The sequence below is a fragment of the Bradyrhizobium arachidis genome (assembly GCF_015291705.1).
In the GTDB taxonomy this organism is placed as follows: Bacteria; Pseudomonadota; Alphaproteobacteria; order Rhizobiales; family Xanthobacteraceae; genus Bradyrhizobium; species Bradyrhizobium arachidis.
This window is the reverse complement of sequence record NZ_CP030050.1, coordinates 7,467,231-7,493,034: the sequence shown is the minus strand read 5'-3', so window position 1 is coordinate 7,493,034 and position 25,804 is coordinate 7,467,231. Positions and strand designations below refer to the sequence as shown.

At 60.3% G+C, this 25,804-nt stretch carries 28 protein-coding genes and 5 pseudogenes; 15 read left to right on the top strand and 18 right to left on the bottom strand.

What is annotated here, in order from left to right; translation table 11 throughout:
• Window positions 1–9 precede the first annotated feature (9 nt).
• The 5 genes and pseudogenes from WN72_RS35260 to WN72_RS35240 all read right to left on the bottom strand — a co-directional run bounded on the left by WN72_RS35260 (window position 10) and on the right by WN72_RS35240 (window position 4,364).
• The gene (locus tag WN72_RS35260; protein ID WP_167380753.1) at window positions 10–330 is read right to left on the bottom strand and encodes a PepSY domain-containing protein; all 321 of its coding nucleotides are present in this window, start codon (window positions 328–330) and stop codon (window positions 10–12) included.
• A 205-nt stretch (window positions 331–535) separates the two neighbouring features.
• A pseudogene (locus WN72_RS35255) lies at window positions 536–1,028 on the bottom strand (divalent metal cation transporter); the annotation flags it as partial.
• Entirely contained in the window at window positions 1,025–2,626 is a 1,602-nt protein-coding gene (locus tag WN72_RS35250; RefSeq protein WP_092215087.1) for an alpha-amylase family glycosyl hydrolase, read from the bottom strand. The gene WN72_RS35250 and the pseudogene WN72_RS35255, both read right to left, overlap by 4 nt.
• A gap of 17 nt (window positions 2,627–2,643) precedes the next feature.
• Window positions 2,644–3,177, bottom strand: coding sequence for a hypothetical protein (locus WN72_RS35245; protein ID WP_092215085.1), 534 nt, complete (start codon window positions 3,175–3,177; stop codon window positions 2,644–2,646).
• An 11-nt stretch (window positions 3,178–3,188) separates the two neighbouring features.
• The gene (locus WN72_RS35240) at window positions 3,189–4,364 is read right to left on the bottom strand and encodes a zinc-dependent alcohol dehydrogenase (protein ID WP_092215083.1); all 1,176 of its coding nucleotides are present in this window, start codon (window positions 4,362–4,364) and stop codon (window positions 3,189–3,191) included.
• 172 nt (window positions 4,365–4,536) lie between these two features.
• Between WN72_RS35240 and WN72_RS35235 the strand changes: the two genes are divergently transcribed.
• Window positions 4,537–5,319, top strand: coding sequence for an SDR family NAD(P)-dependent oxidoreductase (locus WN72_RS35235; RefSeq protein ID WP_092215081.1), 783 nt, complete (start codon window positions 4,537–4,539; stop codon window positions 5,317–5,319).
• Between the two features lie 285 nt (window positions 5,320–5,604).
• Here WN72_RS35235 and WN72_RS35230 read toward each other — a convergent pair whose 3' ends face one another.
• Entirely contained in the window at window positions 5,605–5,961 is a 357-nt protein-coding gene (locus WN72_RS35230; protein ID WP_092215381.1) for a PRC-barrel domain-containing protein, read from the bottom strand.
• A gap of 147 nt (window positions 5,962–6,108) precedes the next feature.
• Between WN72_RS35230 and WN72_RS35225 the strand changes: the two genes are divergently transcribed.
• Window positions 6,109–6,333, top strand: a complete 225-nt coding sequence (locus WN72_RS35225) for a hypothetical protein (protein ID WP_092215079.1) — start codon at window positions 6,109–6,111, stop codon at window positions 6,331–6,333.
• Between the two features lie 390 nt (window positions 6,334–6,723).
• Here WN72_RS35225 and WN72_RS35220 read toward each other — a convergent pair whose 3' ends face one another.
• From WN72_RS35220 to WN72_RS35210, 3 genes are all read right to left on the bottom strand, one after another.
• Window positions 6,724–7,050, bottom strand: a complete 327-nt coding sequence (locus tag WN72_RS35220; protein WP_194482945.1) for a hypothetical protein — start codon at window positions 7,048–7,050, stop codon at window positions 6,724–6,726.
• Window positions 7,051–7,124: 74 nt separating this feature from the next.
• The gene (locus WN72_RS35215) at window positions 7,125–7,616 is read right to left on the bottom strand and encodes an Hsp20/alpha crystallin family protein (RefSeq protein WP_194482944.1); all 492 of its coding nucleotides are present in this window, start codon (window positions 7,614–7,616) and stop codon (window positions 7,125–7,127) included.
• 82 nt (window positions 7,617–7,698) lie between these two features.
• Window positions 7,699–8,157 carry an Hsp20 family protein gene (locus tag WN72_RS35210; RefSeq protein ID WP_194482943.1) on the bottom strand — a complete coding sequence of 153 codons (459 nt, stop codon included), beginning with the start codon at window positions 8,155–8,157 and terminating at the stop codon, window positions 7,699–7,701.
• 343 nt (window positions 8,158–8,500) lie between these two features.
• Here WN72_RS35210 and WN72_RS35205 point away from each other — a divergent pair, with 343 nt between their 5' ends.
• Window positions 8,501–8,734: a hypothetical protein gene (locus tag WN72_RS35205; protein WP_430640418.1), complete on the top strand. Its 234-nt coding sequence runs from the start codon at window positions 8,501–8,503 to the stop codon at window positions 8,732–8,734.
• Window positions 8,735–8,955: 221 nt separating this feature from the next.
• Here the strand turns inward: WN72_RS35205 and WN72_RS47920 are convergent.
• Window positions 8,956–9,080 (bottom strand): annotated as a pseudogene (locus WN72_RS47920) (non-homologous end-joining DNA ligase); the annotation flags it as partial.
• Window positions 9,081–9,189: 109 nt separating this feature from the next.
• Between WN72_RS47920 and WN72_RS35195 the strand changes: the two are divergent.
• Window positions 9,190–9,373: pseudogene (locus WN72_RS35195) on the top strand (DUF3606 domain-containing protein).
• 9 nt (window positions 9,374–9,382) lie between these two features.
• On the opposite strand, the gene WN72_RS35190 reads toward WN72_RS35195, so the two are convergent.
• The 5 genes and pseudogenes from WN72_RS35190 to WN72_RS35170 form a co-directional block, all read right to left on the bottom strand.
• On the bottom strand, window positions 9,383–9,646 hold the full coding sequence (locus WN72_RS35190; protein WP_092221122.1) for a hypothetical protein: 264 nt from the start codon (window positions 9,644–9,646) through the stop codon (window positions 9,383–9,385).
• 126 nt (window positions 9,647–9,772) lie between these two features.
• Window positions 9,773–10,501 (bottom strand): SOS response-associated peptidase, encoded by a 729-nt coding sequence (locus WN72_RS35185; RefSeq protein WP_092221119.1) that lies wholly within the window; start codon window positions 10,499–10,501, stop codon window positions 9,773–9,775.
• Window positions 10,502–10,765: 264 nt separating this feature from the next.
• A complete protein-coding gene (locus WN72_RS35180; protein WP_092217707.1) occupies window positions 10,766–11,794 on the bottom strand; it encodes an IS110 family RNA-guided transposase in 1,029 nt (342 codons plus the stop codon).
• An 80-nt stretch (window positions 11,795–11,874) separates the two neighbouring features.
• Window positions 11,875–12,323, bottom strand: a pseudogene (locus tag WN72_RS35175) (hypothetical protein).
• Between the two features lie 20 nt (window positions 12,324–12,343).
• The gene (locus WN72_RS35170; protein WP_092221070.1) at window positions 12,344–12,745 is read right to left on the bottom strand and encodes a hypothetical protein; all 402 of its coding nucleotides are present in this window, start codon (window positions 12,743–12,745) and stop codon (window positions 12,344–12,346) included.
• A 138-nt stretch (window positions 12,746–12,883) separates the two neighbouring features.
• On the opposite strand from WN72_RS35170, the gene ku reads away from it, so the two are divergent.
• The 4 genes from ku to WN72_RS35150 all read left to right on the top strand — a co-directional run bounded on the left by ku (window position 12,884) and on the right by WN72_RS35150 (window position 15,428).
• Window positions 12,884–13,813: a non-homologous end joining protein Ku gene (ku, locus tag WN72_RS35165; RefSeq protein WP_092221073.1), complete on the top strand. Its 930-nt coding sequence runs from the start codon at window positions 12,884–12,886 to the stop codon at window positions 13,811–13,813.
• Window positions 13,814–13,930: 117 nt separating this feature from the next.
• Window positions 13,931–14,605: an HAD family hydrolase gene (locus WN72_RS35160; RefSeq protein WP_092221076.1), complete on the top strand. Its 675-nt coding sequence runs from the start codon at window positions 13,931–13,933 to the stop codon at window positions 14,603–14,605.
• A gap of 32 nt (window positions 14,606–14,637) precedes the next feature.
• Window positions 14,638–15,111, top strand: a complete 474-nt coding sequence (locus WN72_RS35155; protein ID WP_092221079.1) for a metallophosphoesterase family protein — start codon at window positions 14,638–14,640, stop codon at window positions 15,109–15,111.
• A gap of 74 nt (window positions 15,112–15,185) precedes the next feature.
• Window positions 15,186–15,428, top strand: coding sequence for a hypothetical protein (locus WN72_RS35150; protein ID WP_092221082.1), 243 nt, complete (start codon window positions 15,186–15,188; stop codon window positions 15,426–15,428).
• A gap of 1,453 nt (window positions 15,429–16,881) precedes the next feature.
• Here the strand turns inward: WN72_RS35150 and WN72_RS35145 are convergent.
• The gene (locus WN72_RS35145) at window positions 16,882–17,946 is read right to left on the bottom strand and encodes an IS110 family RNA-guided transposase (protein WP_194482925.1); all 1,065 of its coding nucleotides are present in this window, start codon (window positions 17,944–17,946) and stop codon (window positions 16,882–16,884) included.
• A 501-nt stretch (window positions 17,947–18,447) separates the two neighbouring features.
• Here WN72_RS35145 and WN72_RS35140 point away from each other — a divergent pair.
• Entirely contained in the window at window positions 18,448–19,152 is a 705-nt protein-coding gene (locus WN72_RS35140; protein ID WP_092218400.1) for a Crp/Fnr family transcriptional regulator, read from the top strand.
• Window positions 19,153–19,378: 226 nt separating this feature from the next.
• Here WN72_RS35140 and WN72_RS35135 read toward each other — a convergent pair whose 3' ends face one another.
• On the bottom strand, window positions 19,379–19,738 hold the full coding sequence (locus WN72_RS35135) for a nuclear transport factor 2 family protein (RefSeq protein WP_092218394.1): 360 nt from the start codon (window positions 19,736–19,738) through the stop codon (window positions 19,379–19,381).
• A 528-nt stretch (window positions 19,739–20,266) separates the two neighbouring features.
• Between WN72_RS35135 and WN72_RS35130 the strand changes: the two genes are divergently transcribed.
• The 5 genes and pseudogenes from WN72_RS35130 to WN72_RS47165 all read left to right on the top strand — a co-directional run bounded on the left by WN72_RS35130 (window position 20,267) and on the right by WN72_RS47165 (window position 23,779).
• On the top strand, window positions 20,267–20,560 hold the full coding sequence (locus WN72_RS35130; RefSeq protein ID WP_092218393.1) for a hypothetical protein: 294 nt from the start codon (window positions 20,267–20,269) through the stop codon (window positions 20,558–20,560).
• The gene (locus WN72_RS35125) at window positions 20,560–20,787 is read left to right on the top strand and encodes a hypothetical protein (protein WP_092218392.1); all 228 of its coding nucleotides are present in this window, start codon (window positions 20,560–20,562) and stop codon (window positions 20,785–20,787) included. The genes WN72_RS35130 and WN72_RS35125 overlap by 1 nt, the downstream gene beginning before the upstream one ends.
• A gap of 1,010 nt (window positions 20,788–21,797) precedes the next feature.
• Window positions 21,798–22,055 (top strand): hypothetical protein, encoded by a 258-nt coding sequence (locus WN72_RS35120; RefSeq protein WP_430640389.1) that lies wholly within the window; start codon window positions 21,798–21,800, stop codon window positions 22,053–22,055.
• Window positions 22,056–22,703: 648 nt separating this feature from the next.
• Window positions 22,704–23,342, top strand: coding sequence for a hypothetical protein (locus WN72_RS35115; RefSeq protein WP_143130762.1), 639 nt, complete (start codon window positions 22,704–22,706; stop codon window positions 23,340–23,342).
• Between the two features lie 231 nt (window positions 23,343–23,573).
• Window positions 23,574–23,779, top strand: a pseudogene (locus tag WN72_RS47165) (hypothetical protein).
• A 153-nt stretch (window positions 23,780–23,932) separates the two neighbouring features.
• On the opposite strand, the gene WN72_RS35105 reads toward WN72_RS47165, so the two are convergent.
• Window positions 23,933–24,109 carry a hypothetical protein gene (locus WN72_RS35105; RefSeq protein ID WP_167381054.1) on the bottom strand — a complete coding sequence of 59 codons (177 nt, stop codon included), beginning with the start codon at window positions 24,107–24,109 and terminating at the stop codon, window positions 23,933–23,935.
• A gap of 676 nt (window positions 24,110–24,785) precedes the next feature.
• Here WN72_RS35105 and WN72_RS35100 point away from each other — a divergent pair.
• On the top strand, window positions 24,786–25,589 hold the full coding sequence (locus WN72_RS35100) for a GntR family transcriptional regulator (RefSeq protein ID WP_208617514.1): 804 nt from the start codon (window positions 24,786–24,788) through the stop codon (window positions 25,587–25,589).
• Window positions 25,590–25,804 lie beyond the last annotated feature (215 nt).

The window sequence follows — 25,804 nt, the reverse complement described above, 5'->3', positions numbered from 1 at the left end:
GCTTGTTTCTTATTTGGTCGGGTTCACGTTGCCCTGAAAGTCGAGGCTGACGTCGGCTGTGGAGCCGCCCTTGCTGGCCTTGCCGCGCCACACGCCATTGTCGTCCTTCTTGAGGGCGGTGACGTTGGTCCAGCCGGCTTCCTCGATCTTCGACTTCGCCTGTCCTTCAGTGAAGCTGTTTGCTCCCGCGACTGGCTGGCTCGAATTGTTCTGCCCGGAGCTATTGACGGCGTTGTTGTTCGGCCGATCCGCGGCCGGCGGATTCTGCGCGAACGCCGATGAGGCCAGAAGCGAAGCCGCCGTGAGCAAGAGAAGAGTCGTCTTTTTCATTTTGTCCTCCAGTAGATGGGCTCCGATAACCAGGATTGCATTGGAGGGTTCCTATTATTCCCGACGCAACAAAGTGCAGTTTGACGCATCTGAGCAACTGGCTGCATCGGACCAAAATCGGCGAGCCCAAAGCTGCTCGATAGCAGTCATTCGCTGCGCCATCTTGGGCTCTCCAAGCATGGACGATCAGCGGAGGAAAGATGCCCATTCCCACGATGCTAAATGCGATAGCCGCGGTTGCGAGCCAGCCGAGCCAGTAAACGGGACCTACTAAGGTGGCCCATCATTGCCTTCCGTCGCACCAGAAGCATCATAATCGTCATCACGGGCTCGGCCAGAATGCCGTTGATCACCGCGCTCCAATACAGCGCCTTGATAGGGTCGAGAGTGGTGAAGTTGAGCGCCACGCCAAGCCCGACCGATAATCCGATCACGCTGTAGAAGGCGGTCGCTTCCTTCGGCTTTCGCCACAGTCCGACCGGCCATTTGCGCCCTTCGTTGATCGCATAAGCGGTCGAGCCGGCCATTACCCTGATGGCAGGTAGGCCTGTGCCGATGATCCCGAGCGCGAACAACTCGGCCAAGGCGCCCGCGACAGGCCGCAGCGCTTCGGCGGCCTGGGCTGAGGATTCGATGTCGGTCTTGCCGGAAGCGTTGATGAGACTCACTGATGCTCCGATGGTTCCTGCGGTGATTACCGGGTCTCGATCGCGATGATCACCCCTTCATTGCCCCGGAGCAGGGTGGTGGCGTCCGGCTGCGGCGCGGGCGGTCGGTCCAGATGTGTCGACATCAGCAGGCGGCCATGGCCTTGCCAGTGCCATTTGCGCGGTTCGGCGGCGATGTTGAGCGCGACCAGTATCCCGTTCCGGCCATCGGTCCGCCCGTAGGCCAGAACCTCGTTTTGTGAGCGCAGCGGCTCATAGCCGCCCTGGCGTAGGCACGCATGCTCGCGCCGGAGCGCCATCAGCGCGCGAAATAGCGCCAGGATCGAATGTTCGTCACGGCACTGCGCGGCCACGTTGAGCGCGCCATCACGCTCCAGCGGAAGCCAGGGATCGTCGGTGCTGAAGCCGCCATTGGCGCTGCTATCCCACCGCATCGGCGCGCGTTCGGGATCGCGGCACAGCCCGTATCCCGGCACCAGCTTCTCGAAGGGATCACAGACGCGGTCGGGCGGAATCGGCACGCGCTTGCGGCCGATCTCGTCGCCCATATACAGGAACGGCGTTCCGTGCAGCGTCATCAGCAGCATCGCCAGCACACGCATCTGCGCTTCGCCGATCTTGCTCGCGATCCGCTGCTTGTCGTGGCCGCCGATCAACCAGACCGGCCAGGCATCGTCGGGCAGGGCGTTATAATAGGCGTCGATAGCCGCTTGCAGCGACAGCGCATCCCAATGCGCGTCGAGCAGCGCGAAATTCAGCGGCAGATGCAGGCGCGGCCGGTCGTTCCCGTAGAAGTGACCGATGCGGTCGGTCTTGCCCTGCACCTCGCCGCAGAGCAGCCGTTCCGGATAGTCGTCGACCACCTCTCTGATGAATTCGATGCAGGTCATCGTCTCCGGCCGGTCATCCGTGAAAACAGGCGTCTGACGCTGCGGCGGCGGTTTGCCCTCGGCCTGCGGGTTCGGCGGATTGTCGCGCAGCAGCGCATCCTTGATCAGCACCGCGCTGGCGTCGACGCGAAAACCGTCGACGCCGCGATCGAGCCAGAACCGCATCACGTCGGCGATCGCGGCGCGCAGCTGCGGATTGCGCCAATTGAGGTCAGGCTGCTCGACCAGGAAGGAGTGGTAGTAGTATTGCCGCCGCGCCTCGCACCATTCCCAACCGCTGCCGCCGAAGCGGCTCAGCCAGTTGTTGGGCGGCCCGCCGGTCTCGGCCGCATCGGCCCAGATGTACCAATCGGCCTTGGCACTGTTCGGCGAGCTGGAGCTCTCGACGAACCATGCGTGATCGTCCGCGGTGTGGTTGGGAACGAGATCGAGGATGAGGCGGATGCCTTCGGCGTGCAGCGCGTCGAGCAGGCGATCGAAATCATCGAGGCTGCCGAAGGCGGGATCGATCGAGCAGTAATCCGAGATGTCGTAGCCGAGATCACGGAACGGGCTCTTGTAGATCGGCGTCAGCCAGATCGCATCGACGCCGAGCCATTTCAGATAGTCGATGCGCGACATCAGGCCAGCGAGATCGCCCTTGCCGTCGCCATCGGCGTCCTGGAAGGAGACCAGTGCGATCTCGTAGATGATGGCGGATTCCCACCACGCATCTGCTTCATGGGACCGCCCAGTCATCGTCTTGCTTCACCTCGTCATGCTTCGGCGCGAGCTGCGATCTGCATCGCCGCGCTGCGGGCGCTCTCGATACCCTTGGGGAAGCCGCTCCGGTTCGGATAGAGCTTGCGCCGTGCATCGCGCGGCGGCCGGCGCGGCTTGGTGTCCTGCGCGGCGCGGTAGTCCAGCATGGCGATGCCGCCGACCATCAGCAGCGCGAGCGCAATGTTGCCCTTCCTGGGATTCTCTGACGTCAATCCCGAGAGCAACGCGGCGGCATCGAGGCCGTCGCCGCCAACGCGCGCCCATAGGCCGGCATTCTTGTCGACCGAGAGCGACATGATCCCGGCCAGGATCTCGCGCACGCCGAAGGCCCGCACCAGCGTCTCGCGGCCCTCCATGCCCAACGTTTCCGTGACGCGTCGCGGCGCGAAGAATTCCACGACGCCGAGGCCGATGCTGAACCAGCCGAGCGCGCGGGCGAGCTGGTCTTCCGGCCGCTTCAGACTTGGCCCGCCCTCGATGATCTCAGGATCACCCTTGGTGCGCACGATGTTGGAGAAATGAAACATGGGCTTGCTCCTCAGGGCCTCAGCATGACCTTGACGCAGGAATCGCGCTTGTCGCGAAACACCTGGTACATCTCGGGGCCTTGCTCAAGCGGAACGGTGTGGGTGATGACGAAGGATGGATCGATCTGGCCCTCCTCGATGCGGCGGAGCAGATCGTCGGTCCAGCGGTTGACGTGGGTCTGGCCGGTCCGCATCGTCAGCCCCTTGTTCATGAAGGCGCCCATCGGCATCATGTCGGAGAAGCCGCTGTACACGCCCGGTACCGAGATGATGCCGCCGGGCCGGCAAACATAGATCATCTCGCGCAGCACATGCGGTCGGTCGCTCTCCGCCATCACCATCTGCTTGGCGCGGTCGAGCAGGGTGTCGGGCAGGGAAGCCATCACGTGGGATTCCATGCCGACGCAATCGATGCATTTTTCCGGGCCCTTGCCGTCGGTCAGCTCCTTGAGCCGCTCCAGCACGCTCTCGGTCTCGAAATTGATCGTGGTGGCGCCGCCGGCTTCCGCCATGCTGAGACGCTCGGGCAGACAATCGATCGCGATTACCTGGTTGGCGCCGAGCAGGATGGCGCTGCGGATCGCCATCTGCCCGACCGGGCCGCAGCCCCAGATCGCCACCGTGTCGGTCGGCACGATGTCGCATTGCACGGCGGCCTGCCAGCCGGTCGGGAAGATGTCGCTGAGAAACAGCAATTGCTCGTCGGGGACGCCGGCGGGCACCTTGATGTGGGTGGCGTCGGCAAAGGGCACGCGCAGATATTCGGCCTGGCCGCCGGGATAGCCGCCGGTCAGATGCGTGTAGCCAAACAGGCCGGCGGTGGCGTGCCCGAACACCTTGTCGGCGAGATGCTTCTTACGGTTGGTGGTCTCGCAGACCGAAAAATTGCCGCGCTTGCACTGGTCGCATTCGCCGCAAATGATCGTGAACGGCACGACGATGCGGTCGCCTTTCTTCAGCTTGCCGTCGACGCCGGAGCCGACCTCGACTACTTCGCCCATGGTCTCATGGCCCATGATGTCGCCGGGCAGCATGCCCGGAATGTAATTGTGGAAGAGATGCAAGTCGGAGCCGCAGATGGCGCAGCTCGTGACCTTGATGATGGCGTCGCGCGGGTCCTGGATTTCAGGATCGGTGACGGTGTCGCACCTGATGTCCTCCTTGCCATGCCAAACCAGCGCCTTCATCTCCGTCCTCCGAGCTCGATCACGAGGCATCTAAGTCCAGCGATGAACGATGGTTGCTACGCGGTCGCAAATTCTTCGCACTGCACCGCCCTGCGCAAAAATAGGAACGAGGGAGCAGGCCCGTGATTGAGCGTGACATCATCCCCAAGCATTGCGTCGAAGGAACACGCTCATGCCCGCCAATCAATTCGCCGTCGTCACCGGCGCCTCCACCGGGATCGGCCTGGAGCTCGCCAGGTGCTGCGCCCAAGCAGGTTTCAATCTGGTCATCGCGGCAGACGAGCCAGCGATCGAAAGGGTGGCAGTTGATCTGCGCAGGCTCGGTGGCAGCGTCGAGCCGGTGCAGGCCGATCTCGCCACCACCGAAGGTGTCGACAAACTCTGCGCCGCGGTGGCCGACCGGCCGATCGACGCGCTGCTGGCCAATGCCGGCATCGGGCTCGGCAAGGCGTTCCTCCATCAGGATTTCCAGCGCATCAGGCGCATCATCGAAACCAACATCACCGGCACGCTGTATCTGATCCATCGGGCCGGTAACGAGATGCTCCGGCGCAATTCCGGGCGTATCCTGATCACAGGATCGATCGCCGGCTTCACGCCAGGCAGTTTTCAGGCGGTCTACAATGCCAGCAAGGCTTTCCTCGATTCATTCTCGTTTGCACTGCGCGAGGAGCTGCGCGACAGCGGCGTCACCGTGACCTGCCTGATGCCCGGCGCCACCGAGACCGAATTCTTCCGCCGCGCCGACATGATGGACACCAAGGTTGGGACCGAACCGAAGGATGGCGCGTATGACGTCGCCAAGGCCGGCTTCGATGCAATGCTGCGCGGCGACGCGGATATCGTCACGGGGCTCAAGAACAAGATCCAGACCACGGTCGCGAACGTCACGCCGAACGAGATACTGGCCAAGCAGCATCGCAAGATGGCCGAGCCGGGCACGGCCAAGGCGTAGCCAGGATCGAGCGCAACGAAACTTCCTCGTCGCGCAAGCCGACAAAAACAGGCTGGTGGATTTATATAGCCCTCGCGCGGCCGCTGAGAGCGGAGCCGAACCCCCGTAGGGGACGAGCTGATCCGTCATCCCCATGCATCGCCAGGACGGGGTGGTGGGGAGAGCGGGCGCATCAAAGAGAAAAGCTGGATGCGGCTCGCGGGCGAGCGTGGGACGAAGCGCCCGCGGACCATGATGTCTCGGAGTCCTTCCCTTGGCCGGAGTCCCGCCCAGAAGCGGCGGCGCCTAGACCCCGGCGTAGTAGTCGTTCACCGCTCTCGCCCTTCCCGGGTCGTCCCAATTCCACTCGTTATCGTTACCGTAGTGCGGCGCCCCCTGGAGCCTGTCGGCACTTAGGTTGGTCCGGTATCCGCCGAGGTTCGTGTCGTACTTCAGGGACTGCCATGGCAGCGGATAGTGGTCGTCGCCGATGCCTAAGAAGCCGCCGAAGCCGAGGACTGCGTACGAGACCTGGCCGGTCAGCTTGTCGATCATCACGCGTTCGATTGAGCCGATCTTCTGATCGCCGGCGCCGTACACCGCGGTGCCCTCGACCTTGTCGCTGCCGATGAGCGTTCCTGTTTCACGCCTTTCCGTTTCCATCGTCATTCTCCTCTTCGGTTTAAGATCGATACAAGACAACGATGCGCGGCCAGGCCTCGTTCCTGCTTTATTTCCGGTCGCGCGAAGGCTGGGAACGGACTGGTGCCGCGGCGATTGATCCGACGGGTTCAACTTCGGAGAACCGTCATGAAAGCAATGCTCGCCGCTGCCGCTGTCGCCGTCGCGCTCGTCTCCTCCGGAGGTGCCGAGGCGAAAGGATGCATCAAGGGAGCGATCGTGGGCGGTGTTGCCGGCCACATGGCCGGCCACGGCAAGCTTGGCGCAGCGGCCGGCTGCGTCATCGGCCATCATGAAGCGAACAAGTCGGATCCGAACAAGGCCAACGCACAGCAGCCGGCCCGCCAGAAGTGAACGGTTCAACGCGTCGATGCTCAAAACGGACATTCTGTTGGTGAAGTGCCCCCAATGCAGCGCCTGGCCGATGGCGGCCAACCTGCCGAAGACGGTGTGGCCAAACGCCCGGCTCGAGTTCAGATGCTCGCGCTGCGGCCATCATGAGGCTGGCCATCTCCAGCGCGGTCGGCCCGCGCCGCATGGAGCGATGGACGAGGGGCATGGATGAAGATCCGGTCGTGCCCGGAAAGCCACGAGGACGCCTAGCGGGCGGCACGCGGCACCTATCGGGAGGAAGCTATGTCGTGCTTGTGCCGCTCGCGCAGCCGATGAGCTTTGCGAACGGAACGGCCCATGTCGCCGAAGCGTGCCCGATAAGAACCATCGTCATGACGGCCTGCGTGAATATCATGCCGACCTCCGTAGCGCGGCGGCCCAAGGCCGCCGCCGCCGCATCGGCACTCCGCCAGGCGGCGGGTCGTCGTCTTCGCCGTCGAGCCGCCGCAGCGCGGCGAGAATGTCGGCGAGCCGGATGGCGTGGCTCACGCCAGGTACCTCGCGCAAGGCGGGAAAGGACTCGACGGCGAACATATCGGACGCCCAGGACGACAGGATGATCCGCTTCTCCGGCGCGGAGAGCTCCGGATCGTTCAGGACATCTTCCGGAGACGCATAGTGCGCCGCCGGATGGAAGAGGGGATTGAGATTGCCTGCGTTCGTGCCAGCTTTTGTCATCGATGCCTCCCTTTACGCTCCTTCCTCGGAGGGTCTTCGGTGAGTTCGGGCGGCGTCGACCGCCGCCCGGGTCTTTACTGCGACTTGATCGCGATGCGCTTGACGCCCGCGCGCGGATGCTCGGACTTTGGTATCGAGATCGTCAGGACGCCGTCCTTGAACAAGGCCTCGGCCTTGTCTTCCTCGACGTCCTCGAGGACTATCTGCCGCTCGAACGAGCCGTAGTAACGCTCGGTGAAGTATCTGCCTTCCTCCTTGCGCCCGCCCTTCTTCTCGCCGCGGATGGTCAGCATCCCGTTCGCGATTTCGATCTGGACATCCTTCTCCGTCATGCCCGGGAGCTCGGCAGAGATCGTCAGCCCCTTGTCGGTCTCGCTGAGCTCGATCTTGGGCCAACTGAATTGCCCCTCGATGAGCGGAGACAGGCTTGTGCCCCCGAGGCCGCGGAAGACATCGTCGAAGAGCCGGTTCATTTCGCGGTGTAGCGTCATGAACGGATCGCGGGTGCCGCGCGCCGGCGCGACCTCCTGGTTTCTGGACCAGGGAATGAGATCACGAACTGCCATGGTTTTTCTCCCTCGTTGCATGAGCTAGGGAGCGCGGCCGGGCTTGCGCGCGCCGCGCTCCGCCGTCGAACCTTGGCCGGCCTCAGGCCGCCTTCTGTTCGATGTGTGAGGCAGGAGAGGCGCCACTTCCGATCTGGATCCGGCGCGGCTTCATGGCTTCCGGCACCTCGCGGACCAGATCGATGATCAGTAGTCCGTCGCGGAAGCAGGCATCCTTCACCTGGACGTAATCGGCTAGGTTGAACACGCGCCGGAACGGTCGCGCAGCGATACCCTGGTACAGGTACTCGCCGGCCGCCTTCTCGGGCTTCCTGCCCTCGATGGTCAGCGCGTTCTGTTCGGCAGTCACGGCGATGTCGTCGGCGCCAAACCCGGCGACGGCCAGCGAGATCCGGTAGTGGTCGTCGCTGGTGCGCTCGATGTTGTACGGGGGATAGTGGCCTTCGCTCGGCTGGCGCAGCGTGCTGTCGACAAGGTCGGCCAAGTGGTCGAAGCCGATGGTGGAGCGCCACAGGGGCGCGAAGTCGAAGGTGGTCCTCATGTCCAAGTCCTCCAAAGAGCAAGCTGGATACAAGGAGCGCAAGGCAGGGTCAGAGCGGGTCTGGTACCCGGCCGGCGCCCGCGCCGGACCCATGAAGGCGCCCGGCACACCGCTCTCGCGGTGAAAAATCACTTAGAAAAACGACGAACCGTTTCAAGAGGTCCAAGTCAAAAATTTTTGCGACCATTCGGCCATCGCGCATCGCGTCCCGCGTGCGATTTCCAGAGAGCTCGCAGATGCGGCGATGGGCCTTGACAGCCAATCGCGGCCTAATATTTTTTTCGCCGGGAATTCTCTTTCCCGGCTTTCTTAACACCGAAAAGGACCGTGACGACCGTCAGGAGTGACGACGATACTCGATGAAGATCTGATCCGCATCCGCGCGCACCGCAACAACATCCACCGCTACCGGCGATTGCTTCGCACGAAGCTATCGGAGTTTGAACGTCAATTTATCGAACGCCGCCTCGCCGAGGAGAAGGCTTCGCTCGAATCCTTTGCCACGAAAACCTTCCCCGTCGCGTTTACGGTGCCGAACGGCCCGGTCGGCTCCGAAGAAGCGAGGGCCGAGCTATGAGGGACCTTCGCGACCTCCTCATCCGCGGCAGCGAAAAGGTGATCGGACACTATCGCATCCTGCTGGCGAGCGCCAAAACCGAGGCCGAGCGCCAGCTCTACCGAAGCCGGATCGATCGGGAGCAGCGGCTACTGGACGAGTTGCACAGCGGCTTCCCCGATCAGTCACGTACAGGGTGCGTAACTGGCTCCTTAAAGGTCCTCTCGGACGTCAGCCGTCGAACGGATCTCGTGAAGCCACCGCCTGCCGGACAGTACCTTCTCGATCGAGGATGCAAGGGCCGGCTCGACGAAGCCGGGAAGGGCGCCTTGATGCTGATCGTCGGTCTTGAACGCAGCGACGCCACTCACGAACTCCACGCAACCAGTGATTCAAACGGGCACAGGTGATATCATTCCGGAACCCAGGAATCCTTCTCGCGTTGCGCCTTCATCGATTCATGACTGGAGGATCAGATGGCGACAGCGAAGAAGATGGCGCGCGGACGCAAACAGGACCGCGCCCGCGTGGCCGGCGGGGCAGGACTATGAGGTGCGCTACGAGTCGAAGAAGACCGGTCGCTCCGCCTCGGCGGTCAAAAAGGCCGTCAAGAAGGTCGGCAGTTCGCGAAAGAAGGTGGAGAAGCGTCTCGGTCGCTGAAGCCGCGTGCTATTCGGGCGGGCACTCGGGACAGGTATCGCCGATCGAGTCTAGCACGTCGCGGACCTCGGCGACGGCTAGGGCCACAGAGATACCGGCTGGCGGGTCGCGACGCGCGACGTCGAAGGCGCGCTCACGCGCGTGAGGGTCGGCCCGGTCTTGCATCCAGCCGTGCTTCTCACATTCGCGGATGGCGCCGGCTTCCTGCAGCACGGAAATGGCCCACCCACGAAGGGTCTTTATGGCCGGCCGCCTGTCCTTCGTCATCAGCATCGATTGGCTCCTGCCTGGACGAATCCCTCCGCCCGCCGGGTCGTTCCGGGCGGTTAGCACGGGGCAGGGATTCGCAATCGGCAGAGCTTGCTCTTATCCACCGGTTCCGGACGGTAGTTCAGAAGTCTACGCTTCCGGCGCGGGGTCTTCCTTTTCGCCTGTTGCGACGATCCTCAAGGCGCCATCGGGCAGCGGTCGCTGCAGCGTCTTGGCTTCGTCCCACGGCGCCTGCATCCACACATCGTACTCCTCGGTCGTGGTCACTATCACCGGCATGGCCTTCGGGTGCACGTGCTTAACCTCGGCGTTGGGCTCGCAGGTCAGGAACCCAAAGAGGTCTATGGTGATCTCGCCTTCCTTCGCCCTGCGCACGCTCGTCCAGTTCGTCCAGATGCCGCCGAAGGCAGCGAGGGGACGAGATTCGTCGAGCGCGAACCACACCGGGACCTTCTTGCCCTCGATTGTGTCGTACTCGGAAAACGATGTAAGGGGCACGAGGCAGCGATTGTCCGGCCCGAGCCACCGCTTCCAGTGGCTGCTACTTGTATTGCGGATGTTGGTCGTGCCGCTGTCCGGCTCCATTCGGAGCAGCTCCTTGAAGTCTACCGCCTTGCCCTTAGCCTCAAGCTTCTCGGCACGCTTCTTCGTTGCGTCCATCAGGGCCTTCGAGGACGACGGCATTCCCCATCTTGCCATGACGATCTCACGTCCGTCTGTAGCATTGCGGACGATGGGAGCGGGGTAGTCGGGGAAGATGCCGGGCATGCTCGGCAGATTGCCCACGCGGCTGTTCAGCGCGCCAAACAACTGACGGATGGCGTCCACGTTCTTGGTCATCGAGTAGAGATTGCAGATGTGGACGGCCCCCCACTTGTCAGGATGGTAGCAGACTTTTGACCTGATCGCTTGCTATCAGATGTCCGGCCTGTTTGCGCGGACAAAGTCCGCTGGCCAAGATGGTGTTCGCTACGCACGCTCCAAGCACATAGGCGACCTTGATGATGCCAGTGTAATCTACGGAAGCTCGCGCGTATCGACCGATCGGTCCTTCCATCTACTGCGTCCTGCAAGTTCGTGGGCTATCCGCCGAGCAACCTCGCTCGCGGTGCCGATTTCAGATCAGACGGGCATGGCGGCTACCGGTCGGTTGTATACTCCGCCCGATATCATCAATCGCCAGGCGATACGGGCGAACTTGTTAGCCAAGGCCACCGCCACCAATTTCGGCGGCTTTCGCTCCAGTAGCGATGCAAGCCAGGGTGTCGGCTTATGACGGCCCTTTCGAATGTGCCTTAGCAGCGCGGTCGCTCCGACAATCAACGTCGATCGGAGCACTGAATCTCCGGCCTTTGTGATACCGCCATGTCTTTGCCGGCCGCCAGTTGAATGATCCTTGGGCGTCAGTCCAAGCCAAGCCGCAAAGTCACGGCCTGACCTGAACGTCTCCGGCGGCGGCGCCTTCATGCTTAGCATGGACGACCCAATCGGACCGACGCCGGGAATCGTCGCGATACGCCTGCTGACGTCATCTTCGCGATGCCACTTCATCAGCTTGGCCTCGATCTTTGCCAGGCGAGCTTCGACTGCGGCATATTCCTCCGCCTGGAGGCGGAAGAGATCCCGCGCCATTTCCGGCAGGCTGTCATCCTCGAGCACCCGCTTGATAAGTGCGGTGACGTTCTGCCGACCGGCGGGGCCGACGATGCCAAACTCAGCTGCATAGCTCCTGAAAGCATTGGAGAGCTGCGACTTCACGCTGACTAGGCGTTCCCTCACGGTCATCAACATGCAGGCCGCTTGCCGTTCCTTCGATTTCACCGGTACAAACCGCATACTCGGCCGGGTGACCGCCTCGCACAAGGCCTCGGCGTCAGCCGCGTCGTTCTTGCCGCGCTTCACGTAAGCCTTCACATATTGAGGTGGGATTAGCTTCACCTCGTGACCGAATGACTGCAGCAGTCGCGCCCAATGGTGCGAGCTGCCGCAGGACTCGATGGCGACGAGAACCGGCGGAAGCCGCTCGAAGTAGCGGATCATCTCGGCTCGCCGAAACTGGCGGCGGACAACCACCACCTCGTTCTCGTCAACACCGTGAAGCTGGAAAACCGACTTAGAAGTATCCATGCCGATACGAACGGGAATGTTCATCAGACTTCCTCTCATCTAGCTGTGACGCCGAGAGCGCCATAGAACCGTGGGGATGAGAGGCCGTCCACACCAGCACATCGTCACGTCTCTGAAGGAGTGGGGCGGGGGTGGTGAGCGAGCTGCAGCAGCGTTGCGGAAGGACGGCGTCCGCCTTAGCACATTTGTTGCACCGAAGCCGGCCGGCGAGGTCGTGCACAAAAGTTGTGGTGACGTGCGGCAGTGCCGCCAGATCAACATCGCGTCGCGTCTTGCAGCGCGAGCATTGGATCTCAAGCCACGGATGGCCGCCGTTGACTGCCTGATCGATCGTGGGCGATGGATCGATTGGCTCGCCATTCGCCCACATGCGTTCGTTCCAGCTCTCGCACAGGAGGCGATCGGCCTGCTTGATCAATGCTTCGCCTTCGGCGCGAGCCGCTGCGGACCGCGCTGCCAGAATGGTGGTCATCGCGCGTGCCTTGCTAAGCTCCTTGCCCAAAGCCTTTCGGTCGCCACCGGAGAGCGGTGTCGGGTGATGCTTCGGAGCCATCCGGGACGCGGCTTATCAATTCAGACCGGCTCGAAGGCCGGCCAGCAGCCGTCCTCCTCATAGCGGCCAGTCCGGCTTTGACAGGTGTTGTTCAGCAGCCGTTGCCCGACCTCCTTCCAGATGGCGTGCTGGCCGTACAGACGGACGGCATCCGCCTTCTGGATCTCAACAATGCGCTCGCACCTGCGGCAGGAAACGCGCAGGACGTGCTGCGGGAGGTCGGACAAGCGAGGCGCTGCGCTCCGTGCCACCGGCTTGGCGTCTGCTGGCACATCGTTGAGAACGGAGCGCCAATATTCCTCCGGCATCGGGTCCTGGGGGCCGCGCGGACTTTCCTTCGCAGGCGGATTAACCATTGTCTTTGCTAGCTTTTCCATCTGCTTTGGGGTGGGCATCCGCCAACTCGCTGGTCGATCGCTCATGGCAGAATTAGAACATAAAGAGAACAGAAGTCGAGTCCGACCAAAGACATCCGCGGAAAATTTTGGCTATGGCGTTGTCGGAACTAGCCGCTTCCGCTCGTCTTGAAATTAGGCCGCCCGAAACGGAGTTCTGCGTACATGGCCCCCCGCGCCAATTGGAAAGGCTTCCTGCGTCTGTCCCTCGTGACCTGTCCTGTGGCGCTGTACCCGGCGACATCCGAGTCCGAGAAGATCTCATTCAATCAGCTCAATCGGCAGACGGGTCACCGGATCAAGTATCTCAAGGTTGACGCTGATACCGGCGACGAGGTGCCTAACGAAGACATCGTGAAGGGGTATGAGCTCGAAAAAGGGCAGTTCATCGAGGTCACCAAGGAAGAGCTCGAAGAGCTCGCGCTCGAATCCACCCGCACAATCGAGATCGACGAGTTTGTCGATAAAACCGACATCGATCCGCGCTATTTGATCCGCCCATACTATCTGCGGCCGGATGGCAAGGTCGGCCACGACGCTTTTGCCGTGATCCGCGACACCATTCGTGAAATGAAGAAAGTCGCTATCGGCCGCGTCGTACTCACCAATCGCGAGCACATCATTGCTCTCGAGCCGATGGACAAGGGGCTTGTGGGAACGCTGCTGCGCTACCCCTACGAGGTCCGCAGCGAGCAGGAGTACTTCGACGAGATCCAGGACGTCAAAGTCACCAAGGACATGCTTGACCTCGCCAAGCACATTGTGAACCAGAAGGCAGGGACATTTGATCCCGAGAAGTTCGAAGACCACTACGAAAGAGCGCTGGTCGAACTGATCAACGAGAAGCGGGCAGGCAAGGTGATCCGTCCGAAGGAGCGGCCAAAGGGCGAGAACGTCGTTGATTTGATGGAGGCGTTGCGGCGCAGCGTTGGAAGAGAAGTATCGACCGAAGCCGCAACCGCTCAGAAGAAGTCGGCCAAAAAGCCGCGCAAGGCCGTGGCAGCTCAGAAGGAGTTGCTGATGCCGATCGGTGGAAAAAAGCCAACCAAGGAGATGGCGAAAAAGCCGGCGGGCGCGCGCCGGAAATCCGCTTGAAACGCGGTACTGTCTGGTGGAACGACGGCACACCCGATCTTAATCTGCATACGGCGAGGAACACGCGCTACGCATCGTGGTTTGCAAAACTGAAGCTCGATTAAGCGGAGAAGCGGTTTGCCAAAAGCGGCCATCTTCGATCTGGACGGCACCTTGCTGGACTCCGTCGATCTGCATGCGATGGCTTGGCACGAAGCCATGGTGAAGTTCGGTCACGATGTCAGCTTGGAGCAGGTGCGTAGTCAAATCGGGAAGGGCGGTGACAAGCTCATTCCGGCATTTTTGTCGGACGACGAACGCAGCGATCACGGCAAGGAGCTCGACGCTTGGCGCGGCGAACGCTTCAAAGCTCAATACCTGCCGATGGTCCAACCGTTCTCCGCGGTGCCCAATCTGCTGCAGCGAGCCCGGGAGGCGGGGCTCCGCGTCGCCACTGCTTCATCGGCCAAGAAAGATGAACTTCAGAAGTATCTCGACATCGCGGGTATTGCGAAGCTGGTCGACGTATCCGTTTCATCTGAGGACGTCGACGAGTCCAAGCCGGAGCCGGACGTCTTTGAAGCGGTCCTGAAGAAGCTTGCGATCGACGGTGGTAGTGCGATCGCGATTGGCGACTCGCCGTACGATGCTCAAGCGGCATCCAAAGTACGGATCCGTACTATCGGTGTGCTCTGCGGAGGATTCAAGGAAGAGGAGTTGCGGGCCGCTGGGTGCGCCGAGATATTCCATGCACCTGCAGCGCTCCTGACACAGTTTGAGCGTTCAATCCTTTCAGCACCGCGCGGGCGGTAGACGGCCAGCCTAACGCTCGGCGTAGCACGGATATGGCTTTCAGGATTGGCATCATTTCGGACACCCACGGCTTGTTAAGGCCAGAAGCGGTCGGCCGCTTGGCGGGCGTTGATCACATCGTGCATGCAGGCGACATTGGAAAGTCCGACATTGTTAACGCGCTGCACTCGATAGCGCCTGTGACTGCGATTAAGGGCAATGTTGATAAAGGCGAATGGGCTGCGAAATATGCCGATACAGAGATTGTCCGCCTGGCCGGGATGTCACTCTACGTGCTGCACGATCTGAAGGCGCTGCAAATCGATCCTGCCGCGCGCGGTATCGACATCGTCGTTTCAGGCCATACGCATGTGCCGAAGGTCGAGACGGTCGAAGGCGTCCTCTACCTCAATCCCGGTAGCGCCGGCCGCCGGCGCTTCAAGCTGCCGATCACGCTTGCAACGATCGAGATTACGTCTGACGGACCGCGTCCGGAAGTCCACGACCTGTTGCGGCTAGAGCGCTGAGAGCCTGCCGACGATCTCCGGCGGGCGCGGGAGCTGGCCTTGCTGATCTGCAGGAGCGAGGAGGCGATCGAAACATGATGCCGTATGGTCACGTTGTGGTCGCGTTGTCCGTTGTGCTGCGCATCAAGCGCACTCTAGATGGAGCTGAGATCGACGAGATCATTCGAGGTCTGGAGGCCGAGAAGGCATTGGCTGTGGAGCGTCGCCGGCGTGCCGAGTGGAAGCGGTGCGAATGGGCCGCTGACTGGTTTCGCGCGCAATGTGATCACATCGATGTTGTTCGGATGACACGTTTTGCGTTCAATCCGGCGCGGTAATTGAGAAAGATCGGACGGCGCGGCGGATGCATCCGGACGGAGTGATCTTGAATGGCCCCGACGTGTGATGCTGTCGGGGCCATTGTTTTAGGCGTGCCGATGATTGATATGGGCTGTCGGACCCGGAGCCGACATTTTATGCTCGGGTCGAGCCTTTCTGGTTATGACCCGCAGCGGACTTCCCAGTCATCGGACGTCACGTTCCCGGATTAGTCAGGAGCCATCCCAGCTGGAGGAGGCACGGCGGCATTGAGCAGCACGTGACCGCCGAGAGTTTCTCCAGAAGCTACGCCGCAAGTTGACCGAGCGGCCATATCCGCAGGTGTAGGTAGCGGGCTGGCGCAAGGCATGAAACCTTCAGCTTATGAGACATGAGACCGCTTGGATCATCGTACCGGCACTGTGCCTGACGGTATTTTAGCGGTCATCCCGTTGCTGCTTGGCACGGTGATCTAACTCGATAATGCCGCGTTGGTCGTTGGTCTGAGCTACCCAAGCATCTTTCGGTTTCCAGCGATGCGTTTCGCCACAGCGGGAGCACCTGAGCGGTATTTCGACGGCTGGCAGCGATTCGAACACAACGCTCTCTGTGTTCAATCCGGTGAAGACGGCCTGCCCTGTCACGGGACAGCGGATCAAAATGTCCGGCATTTCGGAAACCGTTCTGCGGTGACTAAACTTATGTTAAAGAATAGTGACAGCGCGCAGCGTGAGACCGAGATAGGAGAAAGAGCGACGTAATTTGTTCCGAGTGCGGCGCTGGCTTTCGTCGCCTCGAATTTTCGTCACAGCCCGGGGAAAAAGCGAGTGTCGCTGCCCAGTGTGCCACGGCAGCAAATTGATTGCCTATCGCCTCACGATCGAACCTTCCGTCAGGTCTCCGCGCGACTAAGGAACCCTAGGTTGCTCTCTTTCTTTGCGATTGTCGTTTATTGTCCGAATGCGAAGTTCTTGTCGGCTCATCGGCGTAGACCAGAAGCAACCGCCCGCCCTCCAAGCGGCGGCTCACTGACCCGAATGTATGGTCCGGCCGTGGGGTGCAAGAAGATTTCGACGATCCGGTAGATGCGGTCTTGCATCAATGTATCCGGCCTCTGTTTGGAGCGCAGTGCTCCGGGCCATCATGGATATCAGCGCGCATGTGATCTGGTTAGCGGACAGGCCTCGACCGGGCCATTTGGGTCACCAGGGTTCACATGTGCCGGGAAGACCGATTCTCCATCGTCGTCTCATCCTCTCGCAGACCTCGGCGGGTAAGGGTTGTTACGTCATCGATAGCTCCTCACTTCGCGCTGTTCCTTCGTTCGTGCCTGGCGGCCGTTCCTTCGTCCCGGCCTGCGCGCGCAGACGCGCCGCGCGCAAGGGGCCGTCAAAGCCGGCCGTCGTGCTGTCCTGACGTCTTGCTCTCCTGCTGCCAGGCTGCGCCTTGACGGCCCCGCGCACGGCGCGAGGATCAAGCAGGTCGGGACACCGTCTCCTCCATCTTGACGCACGCGAAGGCGCGTCCCTTGTTGAGGACCGCCCAGGCGATCCGGGCGAGCTTGTTGGCGAGCGCAATCGCCAGCACGTTGTGGTGCAATCGCTTCTTGGCGGCTTCGATCCAAGAGTTGAGGCCATAGCGCTCCCAGCACTTGACCTTTACCAGAACAACCCACGCGGCTTGCACGAACAGCGCGCGCAGGTAGCGATTACCGCGCCTTGATATACTGCCGAGGATCGTGCGGTCGCCGGTCGATATCTGCTTCGGAACAAGTCCAAGCCAGGCGCCGAAGTCGCGGCCTTTCGAGAACACGTCTCCGGTGCCGATCGCAGCCACCATTGCGCTCGAGATGATTGGGCCAATGCCAGGCACCGTCATCAGTCGCTGGCAGGCCCTATCTTGACGGGCTAGTGTTTCGATCTCGCCAGATAGACCCTCGATACGCTCATCCAGCCGGCGCCAGTCTTCCGCCAGACCCTCGATGATGGGCAACATGCGAGGCGAGAGCACATCAGTGCGTGTTGCCAAGATACCTGGCAACTCGAACCGCAGGGAATGCGGGCCTTGCCGCACGGCGATGCCCCGTTCCAGCAGGAACGCACGGATCTGATTGATCGCGCCGGTACGCTGACCGACCAATCGATCGCGGACGCGGTGCAGTGCCTGAAGGTCGAGCTGATCGGCGGTCTTGGTCGCGACGAACTTCATGGTCGGGCGTTGGACAGCCTCGGCGATGGCTTCCGCATCTCGGAAGTCATTCTTCTGTCCCTTCGAATACGGGCGCACGTATTTCGCTGGCATCAGGCGGGCGTCGTGGCCAAGTACTTGGAGTTTGCGGCTGAGATGATGGGCGCCTACGCAGGCCTCCATACCGATCAAGCACGGCGGCAGGTTGGCGAGCCGCGTTTCCACCTGGCCGCGCGACCACTTCTGCCGCAGCACGATGGCACCGCGGTGATCCTGACCCACGATGTGGAACGAGTTTTTGCCGATGTCGATGCCGATCACGGCGATCGCCGCGTTGAGTTTCTGAGACATGGCGTGCTCCTTGTCTTGAGCGCCCCTTGCCAGCTTCTCGTGCTGGCAGGGCCGGAGCACGGCCGGACCATCCCATTAGCGGCCCTGAGCGGATCGGCGGCATAACCCTGTTCTCTTTTTCAATCAGGTATTCGAGCGCCGGAGCATCACTTTGCGCGGCCGCGTGCCGCGGATGATGGCAACTTGTCCGGCTCAGACAGGTCGATGAACCGTTTCGAACGTTCACAAAAGCTTCACAAACACCGAGCGTCACGCGACGCGCATACGCGTTTTGCAATTGTGGATGGCGGCGTACTTGCAACTATTTCCCGACCATGCTGAAAGCAAAATCTGGCACTCGCCGGTCGCGAGCCTTTGGAATTGGTTGTACAAGGTGAGAGCGTCTGCAAGTGATTAGGATGTTGCTGCGCGTAGCGAACGCACAATTGAGCAAATGTTAAGGTCATTCCGCGCCACTCCGTATGGAGAGGGCGGCGGATGCCTCGCAGCGGGTTACCCGCAGTGACGCGTCCTGGCGGAATAAGCAACCGTCTTCTGGCAGCACTGCCAGCAGCGGAGTTCGATCTTTTGGCGCCTGAGCTGGTGACGGTCGCGCTCGATCACGACGCGGTCCTCGCGCGAGCAGGTGACCAGATCGAGCATGTCTTCTTCCCTCATAGCGGCACCATCTCGCTGATGTTCGAGATGGCGAACGGGCAGACGGTCGCCACCGCCGCAGTCGGGCGCGAGGGGGCGGTAGGCCTTCTTTCCGTGCTAGGGCCGTCACCTTCGGCCGCCACCGCCGTCGTCCGTGCGGCGGGCACCGCGTCGCGGATCCCCGCATCGCGATTTCACGCGGCCTTCAACCGGAGCCCCGCGATCTGGCACGCGGTCCAGATTCACACGAGAGCGATGCTGATGCAGTTTCAACTCGGCGCTGCCTGCAATGCGCTGCACCCGGTCGAAGCCCGCATGGCACGCTGGCTGCTCCATTTTCGCGAGCACATCGAGCACGACACGCTTCCACTCACGCAGGAGGCGCTGTCGCAAATGCTCGGTGTGCGACGAACGACGGTGACGCTCCTGATGCGCAATCTGCGTGCAGCCGGAGGGATCAGATCTGATCGACGCGGCCAAATCGAGATCGATCGATCGCGGCTCGCGGAGATGGCATGTGAATGTCACAGTACGATGCGTCTTGAAATCGATGAGATCTTTCTCAAGTAGCACGGCCGACTGCGTGTTTTTGCCCGCGCGGCAACATCCGCGTCCGCGCCGATCGCTGCGTGCGACCTCCGCTCATAGGTAAGGTTTAAGCGCCACGGGTTCGGGCGAATGTGTGCGAAGGGCCAACACAATGAGGTAGTCAAACGACTTCTGCTGTTGGCCCTTAGCAGTCCTCAGTCTTCGACGCCGTTAAGTCTGCTTTCAGAGGCGGAACAGACTGACTGCCCTAGCAGACTTCACCTTGGCAGGAGCTGGACGAGGCCCGTTGTGTCGGCCAGCAGCTCAGTGTCCTGATTTTCCCGGCATCATTAAAGTCCAAGACCGCCTGCACTACGTTTACCCCGCTGACGTATGAGATAATTGCGCCACCGTGCGAGGGCTGAAGATTGTCCAGCTCGGCAGCTGGGTATTCCTGCAGATGGATAGCCCAGTAGCCACGCAGGTTTTCTCTGCCGGAGATCGCCAATTGGTCACAATCGCAGTAAACCACGGCATCTTCGGCGTACATTTCGAGCAGCGTTTCGATATCGCCGGCGCGGTGGGCATCTAGCCAATCGACAGCAGCGGCCATCGGGTCAAAAGACATACCAGCACCTCCTGCGCCAGAAACAGCGATTTGGCCGGGGTACCCAGTTGATCTCTTCGCCAATCGATCTCGGATTTTTTGATCTTCACTCGGCCAAGCCCATATGCCGAACGCCATAGGGGGTTACTTATCCGCTGGCCGTGACTGCGCACCGGGAAAACTGGCAAATAACCTAGGATCTAAACTTCGTCGCGCGGACGGAGCTGATGCTGCGGCTCAAGTACGAATTCGTTCGAACACTCCTTGGCGCGCGCTTATACGCCGTGGTAGTGGCTTTGCTCATCCTTTCGTTCTGAGGATTTTCGGCGCGTACCCGGCCTTTGGGGGCATTTTTCCAGTTTGCTCGAAGGCCGGGCCGCTTCTCCGGGGGAGCGACAGAGGTATGGTTCCCGTCGCGCCCTCGATCCTTTTACTCTTTCGGACCTCGCCGGTTCCGAGCCGTGGTCAAGCCGGCGGAAGGCGCGCGCTCTGCTTGACTAATTGTTCATGTTTTGTTCTTATGTTGCCTGTCCCGCCAAGGAGCGAGCCATGGACAACCGCATCAGCGAAATTCGCAAAGTAATCAGAGCACTGCGTGTCAGCATGCGCGAGGCTGAAGCCATTATGCACGAGCAGATCAACAGAGATGAGGACTGCACCTTCATCGCCGAAGAGATCATGAAGATGCGTGGGGTCATGAGCGAGTTAGCCAAGGAGCGGCGTCTGCTAGGCGACACTGCCCCGATTGTCGTAGCCAGCCTTTTTATCTCCCGCCGGCCGCCTGCGCCTTCTTGCATTCGAGTTACCAAGCGCCATCTCGTGCCCGCGACCTCGCGGATGTAATGGACAATCTTCGGCGGTTTCCTGCGCCGTGGGTGATGGAAGAGGAAGAGGATTGCTTTCGCATCAAAGACGCGAACGGCTTCTCGATCTGTTGCGTCGTCCATCGGGAAGACCTTCATGCGTGGAGCTATCAGTATGCAGGGAATTACCTGTCGCGCGATGAGGCGAGGCGGATTGCGAAGGCAATCTCCCGATTACCTGAGCTGCTGAAGCGGCCGCAGTACTGAAGGCGTTCCTTGATCGGCCTGCCAAACAAGCAGACGCTCGTTAACCTCTTCTCTGTGGATTGCGCGCGCAAACTTATAGATTTGCAGCTTCAGTCGTGCGCAACCAAATCGAAGGTGCTTCTCTGTATTAAAGGAGAGAGGCCGATCGATGACCCAGTTCAATTCTGTTTTGGTCGCGGTTGCTCTGGCGCTTACTGCCTACTTTGGCGTAGCCGCTTGGAAAGCGACTGCAGATGATCGCCGCGATCGGACTATTATTCATAGGATGGAACTACCTGCGGCGCTAACGCAACAGTAGCCCAGTAACGTGCATCGGCCATCATTTGTGAGCAGTCAGGGTATCTCAGCCTGGCTAGGATCGCAGCGATGGCTAGACGGAAACCGATCTTACCTATCGATGTCTTGCTGATAGTTGCGATCAACGTTGTCGTCGCGGTTGTGGTCTATTACTTGATCGTACTTTGGGGAATGATGGAGGGCTGAGGCAACAATCGGACAGCCGGGTGAGCCTGCCAACTTCAACGAGACTGGCTCATGTGCGGCCTCCCACATCACAATTAAACCGTGATCCGGCATCGGCCGCTGCCGCGCCTTCGCCTCGTCCCAAGGCGCGCGCATCCAGACATCGCAAGCCTCGACAGCGCGGTGAGAAAGTGTTGAGGGTGCCGTTTGTGTTCAAACTGAGTTCGTCCGTACCTTGGCATCCCGCAAGCGCCGAACGTAGTAGCCTTGTCTCTCAACGGCCAATCTAATCTCGTCGCTGACCCTAGAAACTCTTTTTTTGCTCTTCCGCCATTTGATCGATGGATCAAGTGCCGGGATCGGAGAGCCTTTGCTTAAGACGAGGAAATCACGTTTACGATTGAAATAGATTTCAAACATCTTTACCCCCGACCACTAATGTCTCGGATGCTGCACGGCCAATTGATGTGCAGCGCGGTAAAAATTGCCGCCGAACTTCAAATCCAGAATCGATTCGACGCAAGCCCGTCCCCTTGTGAATAGCGGGGATGATCCTGCGTGATCATTTCTTCAGCAATAATTTATGCTTGTATGTTGTTCGTATGTCACGCTCACACACCCGTTCTCTTCTTGATGCATACGAACTCGCGATTGACGAGGTCGTCGCCGCTTGTGACGGTGACGTGCGCGGCGCGCTTAGGGCATTGATGCTTGTCAATGAGCAGCTAGAGCAACGATTGGAGCGGATGAGCGCTCAATTGGATGATCAGTCAGAGAACCATCGGCCTCGCGGCTTGCTCCACTGACACAATCTTTCTGAGCCGGCGCGCGGTTGGGCGCATGCCTTAGCATATCACGACGACCACTTCCGGCGTCTGTGTTGCGCTCGATGGGCGCCGGATAGTCGGAATGCACATTGGGGGCGTCGGCCGTAGGAATTGCCAACGCGCGGCCGAGAGGGGCGGACCCCCGTTGAGAGTACCCGCGGCGTGGAAGCCCGATTAATAAAGTCACTTCACGCGAAAACAAGTCATAAAAAATTCAGCCACCTATTGCAAGCGAGTTAGTGGAGACTCCTGCTGTCTGCGGGCGCGGTTCTCATGCGCTTGCCGGATACTCGTTTGTTGGAGCGGATGCCATCGCGGCTTCTTGGGTTGCGCTTAGCTCGTTCAAAGGACTGAGCGAAGGAACGGGCCGTTCGTAGCCGCGTTTTCCTTCGAGTACCTGGAGTACCGGTCATGGATTCAGAAAAGCAAGTTGCGAAGGCCTTGGCAGATGCTCGGGGCATTCTGGCCCGGTATGTCGAGCCTGGCCCAGAGATGCGAGCAAAACCATAAGCCAACTGCTGAACATGCTCGACGACGAATCCGTCGTGCAAGCGGTGGAGGAGCCTTGAGAAGCAGGACTGGCGAAGCGCCGAGGTTGAGGAAACGATAAAGCAGCGGACTGCTGACATGCCCGCTGGAAATTATCTTTTCGTACGCTGTTCCGGCGATGAAGCCGCAGCTGCGCTTTCATCCATTCAATTTATTGCGTGGCTTGGCGTCAGGGCATCTAAGGTTTTGAACTATTTGCTCCGACCTCTATCAAGTGACAATGGCATTGTTGTCGCATTGTTTACCTGTTTGGCTGCACTCGTCTTCTCTGGATCGGTACGGATCGCGTTGCTCACATTGTCCAATATACAGCGCGATGGTGGGATCTGCGTCTTTCTTGCCGTCATGTTTGATGCGCACGGCACCTCCGATTTCTTCGCCTCTGCGTTTCCTTTTATTGCGTTGGGGCTACCGTGCGTTTTTCTCTTGTTTCTGGGAGCCTTGCTCGGTGTCTACCTTACGCAAGCGGTCGCTTCCTGGGCATTTGGTTGGACACACCTTTCAATAGGGTTGTTAGTCGAGCTGGCGGTTGAGCCTCTTCCTTTTGGGGAGCATTCTCTGACGCACATCGACTGGACCGAAGGCCGCGGGCTCGAAGGCATTGTTCACAGTTGGACGTATGAACATCCTGTGGCGGTACAGCGGGTTCGCAACTGGGTCGAAGCATCGCTCAGTGCCCCGCCGGAGAACAGGTCGCCGAGCTTGTCCGTGCGGTGATCCAGGTTGCCGAAGATCGTTTCTTGCAATGTTCCTATGGGGTGGGCGGGTACTGTCCGTATTTAAGCCCCCGGTGTCCTAAGTTGAATTTCGAGGTGTCTAATTTGCTGGAACCTTAGCAACCGTTCCTGCTCGGGAACGTTGTCCGGCATCACCGCACTGACCTTGGCTACCATCGGTGATGAGAACGCCATCACGCGCTCCCGCCCTTTCTAGGAATAGAGCAGCGCGATGCAGCGACGTCGTTTCAAGCAGACCATTTCTCTTGAAGAGCGCCTTGCCGAAGAAGCGAGGCGTCTTCGCGAAGCGGCCGAATTACTTCCCCATGGACCTGTACGCGACGCCGGTCTCCGCAGGCTCGGCAAGCCGAGACTGGCTCGCACATAAACGAGTGGCTGAAATCGCCTGGACTACAGCCGCCGAGGCGAGGCCCATGATCGAACAGCCCCACTCCAATCCATATTCAGTTCATGCGCGTGTTTGCCTTGGCATCACAGCGTTTGGCGTCGCCTTGTTCCTTGCGGCGCTTTTCATGGGCATGAAGTAAGGTCACCTCAGTTGTCGGCCTCTTTTACTTCGCATCCGAAGACCTATGCGGCGACATCGAACGATGCGATTAACGCTCGCAGGTCGTCGGCCAACTCACGATAGTGCTGGCCTGCGCGGCGATACAACTCGCGATTACTTTCATCCACTCGTTTGGCGATCAACTCGCATTCGGCAGCGAGGTTTTCAAAACGTTCCAACTTGGCTTGGAAACCGGACATTGGCAGGGCCCCGAACTCGTTACTAAAAATGGACGAGGACCGTAACCGCTCGATTAAGTCAGAGCCAACATTGTTACAGAGCATAATGTTCTTGCGTTGAGACGATTTCGGCTCTCGCGTTGCAACCAACCCGTTTCGTCATGCTTCAAACGGCCCTCGATTGCCCCCTTGTCACGTGATTTCTCGCAAAGCGCCTGGCTAGGGACAGGGCTTCAGCCGGAGCCGATCCGCACCATAAAAGTCGAGGCCGAGTAAGGCGCGCCTCAGCTGGCGCCAATCGTTTAAGTTGAACGATTCACGAGCGCACGGTCCCGGCGCCGGCTAAACTATCTCACGGACGCCCACGCGGCGACCAATCCTCGAGATCAGCAGCGGTCGCGCAAGTAACAATAGTTGTCGCCAAGGTCCCAAGGATGGCCAGCCCGGCCAATTTACTCACCTTCATGACGCGCTCTCCCGTGCCTAGTCGCACATGCCAGTGGTATCCCATTCGGATACACCCGGTTTATCGCAGAACCAGAGTCGAGGCCGTCCGTCTTGCCTAACGCTTGCAAGCAATTCATTTCAGCAATATGCATGTTGGTTGCGCAGTAATGCCAGCGGCAGCATCATGTCGCGATGCAGCGGCAAGCGTCCGATATCCCATCACTTGCTCTCTGTGGGATAAGTCACGAACGTGAAGCATCTCGACAAGCCGCAGTTGCACGACTATCAATCCGCCAGACCAGCGTCCCGAGGAATGAACGTGACGAAGTCAACCGCGCGCAAGCGCCAATCCGCAACAAACGTCCTGCGCGCGGCTGCGGCAGAGGCGCCGAAGCGCCTGCGATCGGATGGTAACGTCACCGAAACGACCTATCGAAAGCTTCTGGACTTGATTGAATCGCGGCAGCTTACGCCGGGCGAGGTCATCGAGGAGCGACGGCTTGCGCTTCGCCTCAAGGTGTCGCGCACTCCGCTACGTGCCGGGATCAGCCGTCTGCTCGGCGAGGGCAGGCTGGAGCAGCTTTCGAATGGCTCGGTGATCGTGCGCAACATCGGTATCGCCGAGCTCCTCGAGTTGATTCATCTGCGCCTCATTCTGGAAAGCGAGGCGGCCTCGCTTGCTGCAACGCGTATTGGCCTTGATGTGCTGCAACCGATCAAGGCCAGCCTGGAGAAGATCCTGTCCACCGCCGAGGTCACCAAAGCCAAGCACTGGACGCTGGATGACGAGATTCACGACCAGATTGCGAGCCACTGCGGCAATCGCTCTCTCGCCACGCTGATCGGAGAGACCCGCCGCAAGATCAGGATGTGCAATGTGGAGCGCCGTCCCGAGCGGTTGTTGCCCGCGTGTCGCGAACACCTCGCGATCGTCGATGCCATCATCAAGCGAGACGCAGTAGTGGCGCGCCACGCGATGATCCAGCATCTGACCAACGTCCGCCAGGGGATGTTGGAAACGTTCGGGATTTTCTTGCCCGACGGCCACGGCTGAATGCTGCCGCTGTCAGTTCGCCGACCTGCGCTGGGCTATTCCGGGTCCGCCGCATTCCGTCCCGGCCTCTCACTCTCGATTGCTGCCCTGCGTTGAGGTCACGCCTCGCGCCCTTGACACGGCGGTACCTCTAAGCTCCAATGGTATACCACTGGTATTACTAGCCGGTGAGTGTCATCTGCATCGTTGCTGTACCAGAGCTTCAATGAACCATT

What these genes read in the sequence shown, in the direction of transcription:
- WN72_RS35260 (WP_167380753.1), bottom strand. Translation starts at nt 330, where the DNA reads ATGAAAAAGACGACTCTTCTCTTGCTCACGGCGGCTTCGCTTCTGGCC.
- WN72_RS35250 (WP_092215087.1), bottom strand. Translation starts at nt 2,626, where the DNA reads ATGACTGGGCGGTCCCATGAAGCAGATGCGTGGTGGGAATCCGCCATC.
- WN72_RS35245 (WP_092215085.1), bottom strand. Translation starts at nt 3,177, where the DNA reads ATGTTTCATTTCTCCAACATCGTGCGCACCAAGGGTGATCCTGAGATC.
- WN72_RS35240 (WP_092215083.1), bottom strand. Translation starts at nt 4,364, where the DNA reads ATGAAGGCGCTGGTTTGGCATGGCAAGGAGGACATCAGGTGCGACACC.
- WN72_RS35235 (WP_092215081.1), top strand. Translation starts at nt 4,537, where the DNA reads ATGCCCGCCAATCAATTCGCCGTCGTCACCGGCGCCTCCACCGGGATC.
- WN72_RS35230 (WP_092215381.1), bottom strand. Translation starts at nt 5,961, where the DNA reads ATGGAAACGGAAAGGCGTGAAACAGGAACGCTCATCGGCAGCGACAAG.
- WN72_RS35225 (WP_092215079.1), top strand. Translation starts at nt 6,109, where the DNA reads ATGAAAGCAATGCTCGCCGCTGCCGCTGTCGCCGTCGCGCTCGTCTCC.
- WN72_RS35220 (WP_194482945.1), bottom strand. Translation starts at nt 7,050, where the DNA reads ATGACAAAAGCTGGCACGAACGCAGGCAATCTCAATCCCCTCTTCCAT.
- WN72_RS35215 (WP_194482944.1), bottom strand. Translation starts at nt 7,616, where the DNA reads ATGGCAGTTCGTGATCTCATTCCCTGGTCCAGAAACCAGGAGGTCGCG.
- WN72_RS35210 (WP_194482943.1), bottom strand. Translation starts at nt 8,157, where the DNA reads ATGAGGACCACCTTCGACTTCGCGCCCCTGTGGCGCTCCACCATCGGC.
- WN72_RS35190 (WP_092221122.1), bottom strand. Translation starts at nt 9,646, where the DNA reads ATGCTGATGACGAAGGACAGGCGGCCGGCCATAAAGACCCTTCGTGGG.
- WN72_RS35180 (WP_092217707.1), bottom strand. Translation starts at nt 11,794, where the DNA reads ATGAACATTCCCGTTCGTATCGGCATGGATACTTCTAAGTCGGTTTTC.
- WN72_RS35170 (WP_092221070.1), bottom strand. Translation starts at nt 12,745, where the DNA reads ATGAGCGATCGACCAGCGAGTTGGCGGATGCCCACCCCAAAGCAGATG.
- ku (WP_092221073.1), top strand. Translation starts at nt 12,884, where the DNA reads ATGGCCCCCCGCGCCAATTGGAAAGGCTTCCTGCGTCTGTCCCTCGTG.
- WN72_RS35155 (WP_092221079.1), top strand. Translation starts at nt 14,638, where the DNA reads ATGGCTTTCAGGATTGGCATCATTTCGGACACCCACGGCTTGTTAAGG.
- WN72_RS35150 (WP_092221082.1), top strand. Translation starts at nt 15,186, where the DNA reads ATGATGCCGTATGGTCACGTTGTGGTCGCGTTGTCCGTTGTGCTGCGC.
- WN72_RS35145 (WP_194482925.1), bottom strand. Translation starts at nt 17,946, where the DNA reads ATGTCTCAGAAACTCAACGCGGCGATCGCCGTGATCGGCATCGACATC.
- WN72_RS35135 (WP_092218394.1), bottom strand. Translation starts at nt 19,738, where the DNA reads ATGTCTTTTGACCCGATGGCCGCTGCTGTCGATTGGCTAGATGCCCAC.
- WN72_RS35130 (WP_092218393.1), top strand. Translation starts at nt 20,267, where the DNA reads ATGGACAACCGCATCAGCGAAATTCGCAAAGTAATCAGAGCACTGCGT.
- WN72_RS35125 (WP_092218392.1), top strand. Translation starts at nt 20,560, where the DNA reads ATGGACAATCTTCGGCGGTTTCCTGCGCCGTGGGTGATGGAAGAGGAA.
- WN72_RS35120 (WP_430640389.1), top strand. Translation starts at nt 21,798, where the DNA reads ATGATCCTGCGTGATCATTTCTTCAGCAATAATTTATGCTTGTATGTT.
- WN72_RS35115 (WP_143130762.1), top strand. Translation starts at nt 22,704, where the DNA reads ATGCCCGCTGGAAATTATCTTTTCGTACGCTGTTCCGGCGATGAAGCC.
- WN72_RS35105 (WP_167381054.1), bottom strand. Translation starts at nt 24,109, where the DNA reads ATGTCCGGTTTCCAAGCCAAGTTGGAACGTTTTGAAAACCTCGCTGCC.